The organism is Wocania arenilitoris (assembly GCF_021728535.1).
Classification (GTDB): Bacteria; Bacteroidota; Bacteroidia; order Flavobacteriales; family Flavobacteriaceae; genus Wocania_A; species Wocania_A arenilitoris.
The window spans coordinates 58,355-73,678 of the sequence record NZ_JAKKDU010000006.1 but is presented as its reverse complement, the minus strand read 5'-3'; the positions used below and the strand labels follow the sequence as shown (position 1 = coordinate 73,678).

Sequence of the window (15,324 nt, the reverse complement as noted above, 5' to 3'; positions counted from 1 at the left end):
CTAGCAAGCCTTTACCATATGTTCTCAAAAAAGTTCTTTATTATTTAGCTAAATTATATTTCTGAACCAAGGCTCTAGAAATTTCAATTACGTCACCATAGGGTTTTGAATTATATAACTCGTTACCTTGTGTCCATTCCCACTCAAATTGAGTTACTTTTTCAAAGAATTCTTTTTCATCAAATGCTTTGTTGTTTTCTACTGCTAGAATTATATCATTTACGAACATCTCCCAACGTTTTTTATAATACCCTTTCGTTAATCCTGCCCAAGATCTACTAGCGTAGTCGTTTAAGCTTTGGGCGGCAGTACCCCACGTCGTAATAATATTTCGTGCGTTATGTTCATAATATTTTTGTTCTTCAATATTTACTCCTAAAGACTTAGCATCTTCTAACCACTTACCTAATAGAAAAGAGGATTGTGTAGCTAAAAGATTGTCTAAGTCATCAAACAACTTCAACATTTTTTCTCCGTTCTTTTTTAATCCTTTCAAATCTTTTGCTTGATAACTCTCTGCAAAGTCATCTCTTAGTATTGCAAAATGATTTCCTAATACTTGTCTTCCAATATTTGCAATATCATATTTATAACTTGGTGAATTACTTGAAGATTCCAGCATCAGTTCCCAAGCTTCAAATAAATCAGCATTATTATAATTTATAGCAGGATCTGTAGTCCAGTTTCCACTACCTGTTAATGTTGGTCTTGCATTGGTTAAAGTCGCTTGCCCCAATCTTGCCGGATCTTTATAAATACTTTCATGCAATATCTCCCAAGCTTTTTGATTGTCTTTATTAACAGCTCCACATCTAGTATTTGCCCAATTATGAACCCATGATTTTGTATCTGTTGCTCCATCTGCCCATACTTTTTCAAATACATATTCATACATCAATGGATTTACATCAAAGGCTTCCAAAGTAGAACCTATACCCCACATATTTGAATTGTTTTCCAAAGCATTTTCAATACGATCTTCTACGGTATTTATGTTTCCTGCCATCATTGTATTCCCTCCAAAATTACCCAAGTAACACCAAATAAAAGGCTGTCCAAAAAACGAATCTGTCATCTGCCAAACTTCTTTATTTTCACAATAATAGTCTAGCAACATCATCTTATCTTGTGATACTGCTTTTACCATAGCTTCTATACGTTCATTCGTCCAATGTTCACGCTCAAAATAAAATATCCAAGACATTTGCAACCAAGTCGCACTTGAATCGACTTCTTTCATAGAGGTATAAATGGTATTAGAGACCGTTGCTAAATAACTAGGTTTCCAACTAGGTGGATGTACTTCGTTAAAAGGATCTGCTCCATAAATATGATCTGTACCGTACAATTCGGTTTGTTTTGTTAAAAACTTATGTTGAATTTCTTTAAAAACAGGATCCAAAGGATCTAAAAAGAAGCTACGATATTCATCGTTAAAACCTCCCCAAGAACTCAATTGGTTGATTTTTGCATTTGGAAAAACTGTTTTTAGTGCCTCTGGTACGTGCCCTGCAAATGCTGGTAACACAGGAGTCATTCCTAGTTCTCGTTCGCGTTCTACAATTTGTTTTTGTAATTCTTTTTGATGTATTAACCAAGATTGAGGTAAAGGCCCTCCCCATTTGTCTAAATTGGACATACGATGCCATGGCAAGTGTGCTGGTCCTGTAAAATATGATCTTATTTGTTCGTTAGTTAACCCATATTCTTTCCATACCTCGTACCAAATTGCTTCTTGTCCAGTAATAGCTAAAGGCATTGTAACACCGTTTAATGCCATCCAATCTATAAAGCGCTCCCAGTCTTCCCATTGCCACCAAGGCATGGTATAGCCAAATGTACAATAATTAAGAAAAAAACGATTTTCTACTCTTGCAGATTTAGTTGTTTTTTGAGGTATTGAAGGCAACTCCGAAGGTAACTCTATTTTATCATTTGCATACCAAGACACATAGGTATTGCAATAGTTTTTTAAGTAGTAATTAAGCCCAACTGCTAAAGAATTATGGTTATTACCTCGGATGACTATTTTATTTTTGGTTGACTGAATTTCAAATAGATCTTTCTCACTATTTTCTATTGTTTCAAAACTAAATTTATCTGAATGTTTGGGGGCAATACGATATAATAATTCTTGGATAGGAGTTTTGACATTATATTCTGAATTTTTTTTATTCTTACAGCCATAAACAGTAACTAAAAATAATACTATAAGAAGACTTCCTTTTTTTAACATACTTGCATTTAATTTAAAGATAGAATTCAAAAGGGCAAACTTTGCCCTTTTGAATCTAAAACAACTCATTTAACTAAAACTAAAACTGATGAACTATATCCATTTCTGGATTTTTCACCTGAAAACAATTACTTTACGAAAGTAGTAACAGCGTAATGTTTTAGAGTATAATTATTAGTCTAACAGGTTTGTATATTAGTCTATATTGCTATTAATGAATTTTAGAAACTTTTTCTAATTGAAGACTATCATTATTTTTAGCAAAAAGAATTGCATCCATGCCATTACTTAATTTAATCCATGCAGAATTTTTCACGTCTCCTTTTACATATAGTCCGCTTTTAGTTGCTGGCATAGGTTTAAACTCACCTAAACCATTACCTTGAAGATATAAGCCATAAGAAGCATCATTTCTTGGAGTTTCCACCTCAGATGTGTATAAATTCCCAGAAACAATTAAATCTATATGACCATCATCATTAACATCTTTGGATAGAATACTATTTATGGAAGAAACTTGAGCTTCATTAGGTAATGCTTTAGTTTTAAAATTTCCATTTCCTAAATTTTCTATATAACTACTAGCAAAAGTATATGCCTTATAATGTAAAGCATCTTTTAAACTTTGTGTAGAATATACATCTTCAATATCTGCTTTTGCAAAGGAATTATAATCTTTAAATTTTATTTCAATAGCTGGTATTTGCTGTGAAGAGCATTGACGTCCTCTAACTGGGTATTGTTCGCCATCATAATAGTAACCTAAAACAATATCTGTACTTTTATTATTATCAAAATCATCGGCATAAACATCAAATGTTTCTTTTTCTGATGCTCGATATTTGTAATTTAACCCTAAATTACCTGCTACAAAATCTATATCTCCATCGTTATCAAAATCTTTTGCTATGATGGTATTCCACCAACCTGTAGATTTTTCAAACCCGAATACATTTGTTTTGTTAATAAATTTACCATTTTCATTTGCAAAAAAAGTAATGGGCATCCATTCTCCAACAACAACTAAGTCTAAAATATTATCTCCGTTAAAGTCTGTCCATGTGGCATCTGTAACCATACCTATATCTTGCAAATCTGTTGCTACTTCTTTAGTTATATCAGTGAAAATGATTTCAGATTCTGAGCTATCATTTCTTAAAATAAAACTGTTAGTCGGTAAAGGGTAGTTTCTTGGTGTATGCCTCCCACCAACAAACAAATCTAAATCACCGTCATTATCAAAATCAGCTGGAACCACTTTTGATCCACTAATATACATCTTAGGCAAAGCAGTATTGTTTTTTATAAGATTCCCTTTTTTGTCGTTGATATATAATCTGTCTTGATATGGTTTAGAATTTTTATGAAATTCATTTCCGCCACTGACTACATACAAATCTTGATATCCATCATTATTAGCATCAAAAAAAATGGCATTGACATCTTCTTTTATATCATCATCTTTCCAACTTAAGTCTACCTCTTGTTTAGTAAACGTTTCATCTAAGTTTTGAAAATAAATATTACCAAAATATCTTGAGGCACCTCCAATATAAAAATCTTCTAAGCCATCATTATTAACATCTCCTACTGCTAAAGCTGGTCCAAATTGAGACATTTTATTTGGCAGCAATACCTGATAGAAATAATCATCAAACTTATTCTCTTTATGTTTATAGGATATGCCTGTTTTTTTTGTTACATCCTTAAACATAGTATTCTTATTTAAGCTTGGTTGTTGTAATTTTGCATTACTATTAGAATAGTTTAAATCTATTTGTTTGTTTATTCCCAACGAAACAAGATTTTGTTGCCTGCCATCTGGCCATATTACTTTAAGACTATCAATGGTTGTTGCTTTTCCTAATCCAAAGTTTAAAATAGAAGGCACTGCCGATTGAAAACCTCTAGTATTCATTACTTGTTGTAATTGTACTTTTCCTTTACTATATATAAAGACTTTTGTTCCTATACCTAAAGGGTTTTTTTCTGTTCCCTTTAAATTTATCTTAAGATAATTATTGGAATTATTTTCTGTGGTTGTGTTTTTATAAACTTTGCTAACTTCATCTAAATTATTCACAACTAAATCTAAATCGCCATCATTATCCAAATCGGCATAAGCAGCTCCGTTAGAAAATCCTTTATGGTTTACACCCCATTTTTTACCGATTTTTGAAAAGGTAAGATCGCCATTATTTTTAAAAGCATAATTTTCTATTTTTTCGGAAGGAATGGCTTCTACAAGAGGTAATATATTACCTTCTTTTTTCTTTTTACTATATTGTTTTCCTATTTTTTTAAAATAGTCTTTATTATTTATCTCTCTTCTGGTCCCATTGGTAACAAAAAGATCTTTCCATCCATCATTATCAAAATCGGCAAATAGAGCAGCCCAACTCCAATCTGTTAAGGCAACGCCTCCCAACCTAGGGACATTGCTAAAAAGTGGAAGCTCATTTTCGTCATTGCCCACGTTTAATTGTAAAGTATTATGCATAAATTGGGTATGAAATCCATAATGATCCATTTGGTTAAACATTTGCACATTCATGCTCTGCATATTGGCTTTCGATCGGCGATTATCTTCGGGGGTCATATCCAATTGAAAAAAGTCCAATAACCCATCATTATTAAAGTCTGCTACATCAGACCCCATTCCAAAAAATGCGGTTTGATTGATAGTTTTTTTAATTTGATCTGTAAAAGTGCCATCGCCATTATTGAAATAAAAATTATCTGGTGATGCAAAATCATTAGATACGTATATATCTTGCCAACCATCTGAGTTATAATCTCCTATTGCTGCTGATAACGATAAACCAAAACTTAACAATCCAGAGGCCTCTGTTACATTGGTAAATGTATTATCTCCATTATTTCTATATAGGGTGTTTGATTGTACCTCTGTTACACCATGCATTAGCCTGTTGTACTCTGGAACCGTAGTTCTAAAATCTGTGGGCGGATAGTTAATCACGTACAAGTCTAAATCGCCATCATTATCATAATCAAAAAAGGTGCCTTGTACACTATTACCAGAATCGGCAATACCGTAAGATTCTGCTGCTTCTATAAAAATTGGAATACCATTTTCATCAAGTCCTTTATTAATATATAATAAATTTTTTGTGGTAGTCCATATACCAGAAACACTTACATACATATCCAACCAACCATCAGCATTTACATCAGCCATGGTTACGCCAGTTACCCATCTATCATCTGCTGCAACATTTGCACTTTCTGTAATGTCTTCAAAACTTAAATCTCCTTTATTTAAATACAGTTTATTCTCAACCATATTACCTGTAAAATAAACATCTTGTAATCCATCATTATTTACATCTCCAATGGCAACACCTCCACCCATATACATATAACCGTAATTAAAATAATTAATGGAATCATTTTCCGTTAATATATTAGAGAAATCTATACCTGATGCTTTACTATTTATATCTACAAATACTTCACCGACCTTTAAGGTGGTTTCCTTTTTCTTCACACATGATAAGCACATGATTAATAAGATGATGTAATAACTAAATTTCATTTTAAAAATTTAAAGATTTATGCTATATCATTTCCAATTTAAAATTATCCGATAACGTTTACACTTTTTTATCTAGACCAAAAATATAGCTGTTTTTTATTTGATAATAAAATTAGAAGCTGCACTACTAACTTATTTAAATAAAAAAAAGCAATGACCGTATAATTTTACAATCATTGCTTTCTTATTTTTCATATTTATATTATTTATTAATACCCAGGATTTTGAGGCAATAGTGATGGACTGGCTTCTAATTCTGATCTTGGTATTGGGAGATAATATTTTCTATCGTCCCAAGTTCTTAACGCATCAACTACGCGATCGTACTCATACGTTTCCGTAGCAGGAGTTATTGTGTTATCTCTTAAAACGGTAAGACCTATGGCAGGCTTAATAACTTGATCCCCAATTCTCCAACGGGTAATATCATACCATCTTAAATTCTCAAAAGCAAACTCTACTCTACGCTCGTTTCTGTAACGTTGTTTTAAAGCATCTCCTGACTCTGTAACATCTGGCATGCCTACGTTTGCTCTACTTCTAACCCTATTTATAGCCGTACGTGCATTGGCATCATTACCTAACTCTATCTGCGCCTCTGCATAATTCAAATACATTTCTGCTTTTCTGAAATACACCCATGGTGCGTGATGATCAGGGTTTTCAAGAGCTAATGGCTTAGATGTATCGGTTTGCTTTAAAATATTATAATGTGTAGGCGTGCCTCCATTAAGATTGGACCCTAACCCCGCTAAAGCTGCGTTAGTTGGATCTGCTTGGTCATAATGATACTCAATAGTAATTGGAGATCCTTCTTTGTTTATAACACTATTGTGATGTATAATAGTCATATCTAAACGCGGATCTCTATTGGTCCAGGGGTCTTGGGGATCTACTGGACTACCATCTTGGGTCTCATAGGCATCAACTAAACCTTGTATGGCCATTGTAAATCGAGGGTCAGAAACAAAATAATTTACTGGTAAATAATAACGGTCTATTACGAAATTCCATGTCCAAACTCCAGGCAAACTAGCATCAGCAGATTTATTCTCGTTAGTATAACCTCTCGCAAACATTACCTCTTGTGAACGTGTTTCATTATAAATATTAGAATAATCTGGATCAATACTATATTCAGATAAATTCATAGCTGCTTCTGCCGCATCACTTGCTGCTTGCCACTTTTCCCTATCATTACTTGGGTTATGCAAGGCACTGGCCGCATATAACAACACTCTTGATTTTAATGCCATAGCAGCTCCTCGGGTAGCCCGTCCGGTGTTCCCGTCAAATGCTTCAGTGGGTAAATTAGGAATTGCGGCATCTAATTCACTTACAATGAATGCTGACACCTCATCATAAGGTGTTCTTGTACGGTCAAACTCTGACCCAAAATCAACCAAATCTGTTATTAAAGGGACATCCCCATAAAAACTGATTAAATCAAAATAACACCATGCTCTAATAAAACGCATTTCTGCTGTTAGTCTTGTAACTAAATCTGGAGAAGCCGCTGTACTTACTATTCTATCAAAATAAATATTTGTTTCTCTGATATTTGCATAATTCTCTCTCCAAGCATTTTGAGTAAAATCTTCAGAATTATCAGCAGTATGCTCATTTCTCCCATATAACTGAAGGCCACCACCATCACCTACATACATGGCATTATCAGACCCTGCTTCTGTAAAGAAAGCCCCGAATTGAAAAAACCTAAAAGCTCTGTAATTACCTAAAACGTAAGCATCTAACAATGCATCATCGTTAAATATGTCTTCATCTGATATATCTGCTAAAGGTTGTTTGTTTAATACATCTTCACTACAAGAAGATATAATGACTGAAGTTAACACCAATATACCTATTAGCATTGTTTTAACCCCAACCCTTTCTATATGATTAATAATGTTTTTTATCATTGTTTATATATTATAATATTAATTAAAAAGTAATGTTAGCTCCGAAATTAACGATCTTTTGAAGTGGGATACTACTTAATACCCCAATACCTTGTTCTGGGTCTCCTAACCCATCTTTCTTAAACTTATCAAATGTTATCAAGTTGCTACCACTTACATATAAACGCACTGCAGACAGTCCTACTTTTGATGTAATATCTTGAGGTACATTATAAGCTAACTGAATGTTTCTAAGTCTAACAAAAGAGGCATCTCTTATCCAGAAATTAGTGGCATTATCTCCTCCTAAATAACCATTTCTTGCAGATTCTGTAGCTCCAAGTCTAGGCAATGATGCGTTAGGGTTTGCAGGTGTATAAGCGTTTCTTAGTATATAAGCAAAATCTCCTTCCCCAAAAATAGCGCTCTGTGTTGCAGTTGCATTGGCTACTCCTTGGAACAACATACTTAATTCAAAGTTACTGTAATCAAATCCTAAATTTAAACCAAACTGAATGCTTGGATCTGGCTCCCAAGCTATTCTATCGTTTGCATCTATTACACCATCCTCATTGGTATCGGCATAAATTAAGTCTCCTATTCCAGCGCCTGCCAACCCTGGGTTGTTATCTAAATCTGTCTGGTCTCCATAAATACCAATGGCATTGTATACCAACCTACTTCCTATTGGTCGCCCTTCTAAATTTTGATATGGCTCAGCTGGTTCAACAGCATCTTTAAAAACCAACTCATTCTGAGCATAAGCTATATTACCTTCTGCTGAGAAATTCACTTTTCCTATTTGCGTTCTATAACCTATAATAGCCTCAAAACTCTTACTTTCTACTTTCCCTATATTCTCATTTGGTCTTTGAGATGGTGTAACCCCAGTATATAATGGGATACTTACTCTTCTAGGCGCTAAAATATCTTCTCTTTTTTCAGTGAAATAATCTAACTCTAACGTCAATTTATTACTAAAAAGACCTAACTCCAATCCTATGTTAATTTGATCTGCCGTCTCCCATGTAACAAACGGATTGGCTATGGTACCTATTTGCCCCACAATTGGCAAGTTTGTTAACGTACCCGTTCCTATTGGGAAAGACCCATCATTTCCAAACCTATTTAAATATTGAAACTGTGGAATTAAATCATTACCTACTTTACCCCAGGTTCCTTTCAATTTTAAATTACTAATAGTACTATTATCCTTTAAGAAATTTTCTTCAGAAAGTCTCCAAGCACCTTGTATTGATGGGAAGAACCCAAAATTCCTCCCTTCATCGAAGTTAAAACTTCCTTCATATCTAAAACCAAAATCTAAAAAATACTTCTTATTAAAGTCATATGATAAAGTTCCAATATAACTCAATCTTGAACTCTCAAAAGCAAAACCTCCTGTTGTTTGGTTTTGCGTTCCACCAGCAAAAAGCTGATCTATGGTACTTGCCAAGAAATCTCTTCTAGAAAGCCCTGAACTATTAAATTCTTGTTCACTTTGCTCTATAGCGGCAAATGCACCTACAGAATGCTTTCCAAAAACGTTTGCATACCTTAAGTTTATATGCCCCGTTAGCTCTAAGTCCCTTTCATAATCTTCTGTCACCTTTACATCCCTATTTACAATATCTTCTACTATATTTCCATTGCCGTCTATATCATATTGTAAAAAAGATCTATCAAATTGTTTTCGATAATCTTGACGAAAACGTGCTGCTCCCCAAACTTCTGCACTTAATCCTTCTATTCCAGGTATTTTATAGGTAAGGCCTAATTTAGCATTAAACAAGCTGTTGCGCTCTCTTTGATACCCACTTTCTCGTCTTACTATGGCTAATGGGTTTAAATTTAAGTTTGTTAGTCTTAAACGTAAAGGCCTACCATCTGCTGTTGTTGAGGTTTCAAAAGGCAATCCTTTTGCGGCGGCATTAGACACATCTCCCGGCGAAGCGCCAAAGAACTGATTTTTACCATATCTACCCGCCAGATTCAAAGAGACCTTTATTCTATCAGAAGCATTTACATCTATGTTAGATCTGAAGTTATACTGACCTACATCTGTAACGTTATCTTGTACAACAATCCCTTCTCTTTGGGCTGCACTTAATGATGTGAAATAACTTACAGATTCAGTTCCTCCTCTAAAAGAAATATTATGTCTGGTTTGTACAGAGGTTCTATCAAATATCTCCCTGTACCAATCAGTACTTCTAAAACCAAGAGCGCCAAATTCTGCAATTTCCTGATCCGTAAAAGATATAACATTAGCACTAGGATCTCTATCCAAGATAGCCCTAGACATGGTAGCAAACTCTAAAGCACTTGCTCTTTCTGGAAAACGAGTTGGTGATAATATGCCAGTATTTATGGTATAATTAAAAACCGGTTTACCCGTTTTTCCTCGCTTGGTAGTAATTAAAATAACCCCATTGGCTGCCCTAGACCCATACACCGAAGCTGATGCATCCTTTAGAATTGACACACTCTCAATGTCATCTGAATTTAAACCGCCTAATCCGTCTGCACCAATAACACCATCTACAACTATTAATGGTTGTGTTGGATCAATACCATCACTTGTATCGGAGTCAAAAGTTCTAGTACCTCTAATGCTAATATCAATATTTTCACGACCTGGTTGCGCTCCAGTTTGTGTAACTGCCAAACCTGGTAAGCGTCCAGCTAGCGAGGTGGTGAAATTGACCTCTGGACTCCTTTTGGTGAGCTCTCCAGAGATTTGAGCAACTGCACCGGCCACTTCCAACTTCTTTTTTGTACCATATCCAACTACAATAACGTCATCTAAGGTTGCTATATCCTCTTCTAAAGACACATTAATGGTTGATTGACTACCAACTAACACTTCTTTAGTCTTAAACCCTAGATAAGAGAATACCAACGTAGCATTGTCTGCTACATTTGATATAGCATAATTCCCATCAAAATCTGTTGAAGTGCCATTTGTTGTTCCTTTTACCAATATTGAAACACCTGGTAATGGCTGACCATCAGCAGAATTCACATTTCCTGAAATTTGTTTTTGCGCCATTACGCTCGTCGCAAAAAACAGAAAGGCAATTACAATGTTTACATTAAAATATTTTTTTTTCATATACATAAATTTATGAGATTAGTTTAGGTGTAAAATTATCTGTAAAGCTGTAATGTTGGGTTTAATATTTAATCTTATTGGTTTCATTATCGTTCTATTTCAAATCTCCTAATAAAACAGAGGTCTTAATAATTAATAATATCCTTACATTTATATACTTATTCATTCTAAAAGTATTTATATTAAATGATTAATAAACTAACCATATTAAATAATTTGCGAATTTTTATACTATTACTCCCTATTGCATTATTCTCTCAGAATGACAAATTACTATTTGAAGAGTTTGTTATTGAAGATGGCTTAGCTTCTGTTAATTGTATTTTAAAAGACAAAAACGGGTTTATGTGGTTTGGTGGCACCCATGGGCTTTATAGATATGATGGCTATAAGTTTAAGGCATTTACCTCTAATGAAAATGATATTAATTCTTTAAGCAATAATAATATTACGTGCTTATTTGAAGATCTCAATGGTTTTTTATGGGTAGGCACCATGCAAGGAGGCTTGAATAAGTATAATCCGTTTAATGAATCGTTTTCTAATTATAAAAACACAAAAAACAATTCTGCATACACTACAAATCATATCACTAGTATAGCAGAAGACCAATACCATACAATTTGGTTTGGTACTTTTGGAGATGGTCTTTATGCTTTAAATACAAATACTAAAACCTATAAAAAATATAACCAAGATATCCATAACGCAAACACCATAAGCGATGATAATATTTTTTCTATTGCAATAAAGAATGAGAATATTTGGATTACATCCAATGCAGGTATTCTTGATTGTTTTAACATCAATACAAAAAAATTCAATCATTATAAGTATAGTGATACAAATTACCACAGTACAAGAACAGGGCAACGTATTTGTTTCGATTCGTTTAATAATTTATGGATTGGCACCGAAAACAATGGGGTTTACAAGTTTAACATCTCTAATAAAACTTTAAAACACTTTAAAAATGAAAATAATGAATCGTCTATAAATTCTAATGAAATAACAGACATTAAAGAAGGACTACCGGGAGAAATATGGATTACCACTTATGGTGGATTGAATCTTTTAAATACCAATACTAATGAAGTTCAAGTTTATAAAAATGATGTCTATAATAAATACAGCATAACAAATAACGTATCTTACTGCTTGTTTATAGATGATAACAAATCTCTTTGGATGGGAATGGGAGACGGGACCGTAAACAAAACGAAACATTCGTCTTTTGAACTTTATCAAGCTTCCATTTTAAAAGAAACAAGTAGTTTAAGCTTCAATGTAGTGACTTCACTTTTTATGTCGGACAGTATATTATGGGTTGGTACTGGTGGTGGTGGACTTGATAAACTTAATTTAAAAACTAATACTTTTTCCAACTTTAAAGAAAATCCAAAAAGCAACACTTCTATTCCTTCAAATATTGTGATGAATGTTATTGAAGACCAAAACAAAAATATTTGGATAGGTGGGTTTAACAGAAGTATTATTGGCTATAAAAAAGAAAACACTAACATATTTATTGAAGCTGAATTTGATGAATCTAATACTTCAAACAGTAAGAATAATTTAGTTTTCGATTTAGTAGAAGATAATCATGATAATATATGGATTGCAACTTATAATGAAGGCTTATACAGATACCATAAAACATCCAAAACTTTTACTAATTATAAAATTGAAAATGGATTAATATCTAATAGTTTATTATGCTTACTTTATGATAGTACAGGTAAATTATGGATAGGTTCTTTGAATAAAGGATATCAAGTTTTTGATATCAAAAAAAATAAATTCTTAACTCTTACCGAACTTGGAATAAATAATGACACAAAAATTAAGTACCCTATTAAAGCTATTTTTGAAGACCATTTAAAAAACATCTGGTTTGCTACAGAAGGTGGTGGCACTTATCAATTCAATCCAAACAAAAAACATTTTAATAAATTAAGTACAGAACAAGGCTTACCGAGTAATTCTATTTATGGTATCATACAAGATAACACTAATAATTTTTGGTTTAGCACTAATAAAGGTATAGTAACATACAATCCAGAAAATAAAAAGATTTTAACTTACAATACTTATGATGGCTTACCAACCAATGATTTTGAATCTGGAGCTATTGCAAAATCTGAAGATGGAAAATTATTTTTTGGAAGCAAGAGAGGACTTGTTGCATTTTACCCTAATTTATTAAATACACAATCTACGCCGATTAACCTTAAGCTTACCAATTTTAGATTATTTAATGAAGATATTGAGGTCAATGAAGCTATAGAATCTTATGTTCCTTTAGACTCCTCTATCATGTATACTAAAAATATAAAACTTCCCTATTTTTTAAATAATTTCACTTTTGAATTTGCCACACCTGGTTACTCATCACCGCACAATGTTAAATACGAATATAAATTAGAAGGTCTAGATGATAGATGGATTACCACCACCTCAGAACGTCATTTTGCTAATTATTCTAATGTCCCACCAAGCTCATACACGTTTAGAGTAAAAGCAATAGAAGAGAATAGTTTAGAACAAAATAGTTTTATTGAAAAACAAATTAGGATACATATTACTCCTGTTTGGTGGCAAACAAAACTTGCTTACTTAATTTATACATTCCTTTTAGGAGCTTTAATCTATTTTATTTATGACAATGTTAAAAACAGAGATCGACTAAAGAACCAATTGCTTCTTGAAAAATACAAACATGAAAAAGATGAAGAAGTACATCAATCTAAAATAAACTTCTTTACAACAATTTCACATGAGTTAAGAACATCCTTAACATTAATTCTTGCTCCGTTAGAAGAACTAACAAAAATTAGAAATTTGAATAACAGGACAAGCAATCTTGTTATGACCATGAATAGAAATGGTCAAAGGCTTTTAAACTTAGTTACTCAAATTCTTGATTTTAGAAAAATGGAATCTAGTGTAGCAAAATTAAAAGTTACAGAAATAGCTATAAAAGATTTTTTTGACGAATTATGTATCCCTTTTTATCAATATGCTAATGAGAAAAACATACAATTTCAATTAACAGTTTCTAATAGTTGCGAAAAAGGTTGGATAGATACCAATAAGTTAGAGATTATTGTGTACAACATATTATCAAATGCATTCAAGTTTGCGAGAAGCAAAATTGATATAAATGTAGATTTAGATGAAAAAGATGAACGACTTATCATTAAAATTAAAGATAACGGATATGGAATTTCTAACGAAAATATATCCAAAATTTTTCAAGATTTTTTTCAAGTCAAGTCTAAAGGAAAAGACTCTACGAATGGTAGTGGCATCGGATTAGCAATTACAAAAAATTTAATAGACATCCATTATGGAGAAATATTAGTTAAAAGCGAATTAAAAGAGTTTACCATTTTTAATATTATAATACCCATAACCAAAACCTTTTATAGAGAAAATGAAATTGTTGATTCTATTTTAGACATAGATGCCTCAATGAATGTAATTGAGGAAGAACTTATTTTTGAGGATACTAAAGTGAAAGAGTCAACACCTGATAAAAAACCAATATTACTTATTGTAGAGGACAATTTTGAAATTCGAAATCTTATAAAAGTTCGTTTTTTAAAAGATTATAAGGTTATAATATCTTCAAACGGCATAGAAGGTTGTGATAAAGCTCTTGCTATAATACCTGATATAATTATTTCTGATATAATGATGCCAGAAATGAATGGACTAGAATTATGTAAAAAACTAAAGTCAGATAGCAGGACCTCACATATCCCCATTATTCTTTTAACGGCAAGAGGATCACATACATTTCAAATGGAAGGATTAGAATATGGTGCAGACGATTATATTACTAAACCTTTTAATCTTGAACTATTGAATATTAGAGTTAATAACTTAATAGAATCAAGAAAAGTATTAAGAGATACTTTTAGAAAAGAAGCTTTACTTAGACCAAAAGATGTAACAATTAATAATGTTGATGAAATATTTATAGAAAAAATCATGGGAATAATAGAAGAACATATGTCTGATTCTAAATTTTCTGTTTCTAAACTAGCTTCAGAAATAGGAATGAGTCATTCTGTGCTATATAGAAAAATAATGGCTTTAAGTGGACAGAATGTTAATGAGTTTTTAAAGACAATAAGGCTTACTCGTGCTGCTCAACTAATTACAGATAGTGACCATTCAATAAACGAAATTAGCGATATGACAGGGTTTTCTAACCCTAAATACTTTAGTACGTGTTTTAAAAAAAAGTATAGTCTAACACCAACTAAATATAGAGAACAAGGCAGTAATTAAAACTTAGTACAGTCTATCCTTTTATAAATTATCTCTTTAGTTTAATAACTAAAAGTTTTCGTTGTTTTTTGATATGTTTATTATATTTCTCAATCAATGCAGTAGCTATAGGTAGCAATGGAATTTTTACTTTGTTATGTGTTTTTTGCCTGTTGGCGATAATCCATTTACCTCAATCTATACCAATTCATAAAATCAAATGTTATATTTTTACACC

General features: G+C 32.4%; 5 protein-coding genes. 1 reads left to right on the top strand and 4 read right to left on the bottom strand.

Annotation, left to right across the window (positions count from 1 at the left end; genetic code table 11):
• Window positions 1–40: 40 nt before the first annotated feature.
• The 4 genes from L3X37_RS06310 to L3X37_RS06295 all read right to left on the bottom strand — a co-directional run bounded on the left by L3X37_RS06310 (window position 41) and on the right by L3X37_RS06295 (window position 10,808).
• Complete coding sequence (locus L3X37_RS06310; RefSeq protein ID WP_237239325.1) at window positions 41–2,236, bottom strand: alpha-N-acetylglucosaminidase; 2,196 nt, start codon at window positions 2,234–2,236, stop codon at window positions 41–43.
• Between the two features lie 211 nt (window positions 2,237–2,447).
• Window positions 2,448–5,792 (bottom strand): VCBS repeat-containing protein, encoded by a 3,345-nt coding sequence (locus tag L3X37_RS06305; RefSeq protein ID WP_237239324.1) that lies wholly within the window; start codon window positions 5,790–5,792, stop codon window positions 2,448–2,450.
• 209 nt (window positions 5,793–6,001) lie between these two features.
• Window positions 6,002–7,714 carry a RagB/SusD family nutrient uptake outer membrane protein gene (locus L3X37_RS06300; RefSeq protein WP_237239323.1) on the bottom strand — a complete coding sequence of 571 codons (1,713 nt, stop codon included), beginning with the start codon at window positions 7,712–7,714 and terminating at the stop codon, window positions 6,002–6,004.
• A 22-nt stretch (window positions 7,715–7,736) separates the two neighbouring features.
• Complete coding sequence (locus tag L3X37_RS06295) at window positions 7,737–10,808, bottom strand: SusC/RagA family TonB-linked outer membrane protein (RefSeq protein WP_237239322.1); 3,072 nt, start codon at window positions 10,806–10,808, stop codon at window positions 7,737–7,739.
• A gap of 186 nt (window positions 10,809–10,994) precedes the next feature.
• Here L3X37_RS06295 and L3X37_RS06290 point away from each other — a divergent pair, with 186 nt between their 5' ends.
• Window positions 10,995–15,107 carry a hybrid sensor histidine kinase/response regulator transcription factor gene (locus L3X37_RS06290; protein ID WP_237239321.1) on the top strand — a complete coding sequence of 1,371 codons (4,113 nt, stop codon included), beginning with the start codon at window positions 10,995–10,997 and terminating at the stop codon, window positions 15,105–15,107.
• Window positions 15,108–15,324 lie beyond the last annotated feature (217 nt).